The following is a 1,073-nucleotide window of genomic DNA, read 5'->3' as shown; positions in this document are numbered from 1 at the left end:
GACGGGCGGCTCGACCTGGACGGCGGGCCCGGGCCAGCCGACGGTGTCGGTGACCGCCCCCGCCCACGAGCTGTACCGGACGCTGGCCGGACGGCGGTCGGTGAGCCAGCTCGCGGCCCTGGACTGGAGCGAGGCGCCGGCGCGCTGGCTGCCCGCGTTCACGTGGGGCCCGTTCGCGCCCCCGCCCCGGCCTGGGATCTGAGCGCGCCCGGACGTAGTGAATGACTCATTCATGTCGCCTGACGACATGAATGAGTCATTCACGTCAGCCGCCGGGTGGGGTGACCGTCAGGAGGGCCGCCAGGGCCAGGACCACCACGCTGAGCAGGACCTCCACCGCCACCGCCGTGCGCAGGCGGCGGAGGGTGACCGTCTTCGTGGTCCCTTCGGCCGGTTCGCCCACACTGCGCCGGACCGCCGCGCGCGAGCGGCTCGCCACCGCCAGCAGGGCCGCCAGGCCGGCGATCTTCAGCAGCACCAGCAGGCCGAACCCGGTCGTCCACAACGTCGACAGCGACGGCATGATCCGCAGCGCCAGCACCGCCCCGCTGATCGCGACCGCCGCCACCGAGCCCGCGGCTAGGCGGGAAAACTTCGCCGCCACCGGGACCAGGTCTTCGTCCGGGGCCGGGCGGTGCAGGCACAGCGCCAGCTGGACCAGTCCACCCGCCCAGACCGCGATCGCGCCGAAGTGGACGAGGTCCGCGGTCACCGAGACGAACATGACCGGGTCCGTCACCGGGTGGCCGGTGGCCGAGAACGTCAGCAGGACGACGAAGCCCGTCACCATCGTCAGGTTCTCGAAGCGGGCGCGCAGCCGGTCCGGCTGGTCCGGGCGCAGCAGCCGGGGCAGCAGCACGACCAGCACGGCCACCGCCACCAGCCGGAGCAGCAGCAGCTTCCCGTAGGCGACGCGCAGCGTGTCGGCCAGCAGCCCGAAGTCGGACACCGCGCCGATGCCCCGCCCGGCCGCGTAGGGGCCCTGCAGCACGAACGCCACCACGGTGGCCCCCGCGAGCAGGCCCGCGCCGGTGTTCAGGAGCCGGCGGGCGCGGCGGTCGGTGCGGCCCGCC

At 74.6% G+C, this 1,073-nt stretch carries 1 protein-coding gene and 1 pseudogene; one reads left to right on the top strand and one right to left on the bottom strand.

Annotation, left to right across the window (positions count from 1 at the left end; translation table 11 throughout):
* A pseudogene (locus tag G3I65_RS33990) lies at window positions 1–202 on the top strand (maleylpyruvate isomerase family mycothiol-dependent enzyme); the annotation flags it as partial.
* 63 nt (window positions 203–265) lie between these two features.
* Here G3I65_RS33990 and G3I65_RS33985 read toward each other — a convergent pair.
* Window positions 266–1,073: copper resistance D family protein (locus G3I65_RS33985; protein WP_203612590.1), on the bottom strand; the 808-nt coding region annotated here is incomplete at its 5' end.

It is taken from the genome of Amycolatopsis sp. SID8362 (genome assembly GCF_010550475.1).
GTDB classification, from domain to species: domain Bacteria; phylum Actinomycetota; class Actinomycetes; order Mycobacteriales; family Pseudonocardiaceae; genus Amycolatopsis; species Amycolatopsis eburnea.
This window is presented reverse-complemented; position numbering and strand designations above follow the sequence as displayed.